Annotated in this window: 1 protein-coding gene; it reads left to right on the top strand. The window is 29.0% G+C overall.

Going from position 1 to position 2,877, the window contains the following annotated elements:
* Nucleotides 1-446: 446 nt before the first annotated feature.
* Nucleotides 447-2,877 (top strand): beta strand repeat-containing protein (locus GQV94_RS07540; RefSeq protein ID WP_442778712.1); only part of this gene is annotated, 2,431 nt, incomplete at its 3' end.

Below are 2,877 nucleotides of genomic sequence, written 5' to 3'. Positions count from 1 at the left end.
GTTTAAATATAGAATAAAATTAAATGATAGAAAGTTAAAATATAAAATAATACAAATAACATATAGGTTATAAAGCAATATAAAATAAATACAAATAGCATAAAAGCAATACAAAGTAATAAATAACTAAAACAATACAAAAATTAATTTAGAATATAAATATATAAATAGTAGTATTTGATTTAAAAACAAAAATAAATTGAAACAATATAAATAATTTTTTAAATTATTTTATAATCTTATAATAACTTAAATATATAAATACTAAAAATAATCAATTAAAAATTATTATTAATAAACTTTTAATTAAAAATATTTTATTATTCCAAAAAAGTTTATTATTTATATTTTATTACTTTTTTATTTTCTTTTTTAAAATAAACAATCAAAGGAGTTTTAAACAATGGATCAAAAACATAGTTTAAAAGAGATTTCGGGGGGGGGGGATTGAAAAAAACCATTCTCATTCATCTAAAAAACTAGTTCTTTCTTTAGTTACAATCTCTTTTTTAAGTTCTTATTCTTATGCTACAGCTAATGTAGAAGCTTATGATGATAGCAAAACTAAATCAACAACTACTTATCAAAATACTAATACTACGATAAGTGATTCAAAAACTGAAACGCAAACTATAACTGGAAGCAATAATACTCTTACTATAGGAAGTGGCGGAACCATTACAATTTCTAATCAAAATAGTCAAGCTGTTCTTTTTCAAACAGGCTCTTCAACTACCACTTTTAAAAATGAAGGAACCCTTATAGGTGGAAGCAATACTTCTGGTGTTCAAGTAGGTGTAAATAGAAGAGGTGGTGCTACCATAGAAACCTTTATCAATGAAGGTATTATTGGAAATGGTTCTTCTAAATTTGGAGTAGTAGTTTGGGGAAGTGAAAGTTCTAAATCTACAATTAATAATTTCTCTAATAAAGGTACTATAAGTTCAAACAATGGTGAGGCTATTTATCTTGGTAATACTGAGATTACTACTTTTACTAATAGTGGGACTATAAGTAGCACTAATAAACAAGGGATAAATATTGCTAGTGGAGCAACAATAACTAATTTTACTAATGATAGCAATGGATTGATTCAGGGTAATAGTAGCTATGGAGCATTAAACGTAAATGATGCAACTATTAAAACTCTAACTAATAGTGGAACTATAAGTAATAATAGCAATCAGGGTGTAAATATAGCTGACGGAGCAACTATAGAAACTTTTAATAATAGCGGAACCATAAAAGGTGCTAACTCTGGTATATTTGTAAGTAGTAATATAAAGACTCTTAAAAATTCTGGAACTATAATTGCCAATGGTAATCAAGAAACAGATGCTGGTATAAAATTAGAATCAGGCGGAACTATAGATAATATAATAAATACTGGAACTATAAGTTCAAATGCTTCTGGCATAGCCGTATCTTATGGTAAATTTGGAACACTTTTCATAAAAGATGGAGGTATAGTTTATGGTAAAGAATCTGGAATAGAAGTAGGTCAATGGCAACGTTTAGGAGATTTATATATAAATGGAGGTAAAAATTCAAAAAAAGATGCTACAGTTAGTGGTGTTTATGGTGGTAAATATGGTATTTATTTAGGAATTGGTTCAAGTACTCAAAAAATAGAACTTTCTAATGGAGGTGTAATACAAGGTGGTATTAATGGAATAAGGTTACGTAACTCAGCCTCTTTAAGCGGAGATATGGTTTTATCTGGTGAAGGCTCTATGGTAAAAGGTGGAAGTGGTGCTGCTATTTCAAATGAAAGTGGAAAAATATCTGGTTCTATAACTATAAAAGATGGAGCTACTATAGGTTCAGATTCTGGTAAAGCTATAGAAAATTCAGGTTCAGGAACTGTTACAGGTGGTATAACTATAAGTGGATCAAATACTAAAATAGAAGGAGATATAGTTAATACAGATAATGGATCTATAGGTGGTGATATCAAGATAGAAAGAGGAGCTCAAGTAGAAGGTGGTATTACTAATACAGGTAATGGTTCTATTACAGGAAGTATAGTAGTAGAGGAAGGTGGTAAGCTTGATTCTATTACAAATACTTCTACTTCTGATACAGGTATAAGTGGATCTATTACTAATAATAGTGATAACAATCTTGAAATTTCAAATGGTGAAGGTGCAACCATAGGTAGTGGAATCATAAATAGTTCAACTGGAACTATCTTCGTAAATAACCAAGGAACTATAGATAAGGATAGTAGTGGTAACAATCTTACTAATAATGGATCTGGTAGCATAGTCATAGAAGATTGGCTTGTAACTTCAGATGAATCAGGTAACTTAGATACTATAGTTGTAGGTGGAAATGGTTCAGGTAATGTAAGTGCAGATAATATAACCATAGATGAAGCTAATCTTGATCTAGATAATCTTGATGATATAAGTGATGTTATCAGTGGAATTGATAAAGGTAATGTAAGCAACATAACAACTAATGGTAGTGGAGATATAAACTTAATCTATGATCCTACAACAGGAAAGATTTATCAAAGCTTTAACCTTAATGCCTCTATATCAGGAGCAACCTTTAGATCTTTAGTATCTACTACAACAAGAAGATCAACCTTTATTGATAATGTTATGGGTAATTCTATGCAAAGCTTTTATCTAAGCTCTTCAAGTAGAGCTCAAAGAATGGCTATGCAAGAAAAAGGTAATTTATACTCTGATGCAAGTGATTATATAAAGAGTGATTTTAAAAATGCTTCTTATGGAATGAATAAAGAACACTCCTTATTTATACTTCCTTATACTTCTTCACAGAATGTTGAACTTTCTTTAAATGAAGAAAGTAAAGGACATACTAAAGGAACTATTATAGGTTATTCTACTTTAAAAGATAGTGGAA

It is taken from the genome of Campylobacter sp. TTU_617, from assembly GCF_016599045.1.
GTDB lineage: Bacteria > Campylobacterota > Campylobacteria > Campylobacterales > Campylobacteraceae > Campylobacter_D.
The sequence above is the reverse complement of the archived record's forward strand: the minus strand, read 5'-3'. Positions and strand labels throughout refer to the sequence as shown.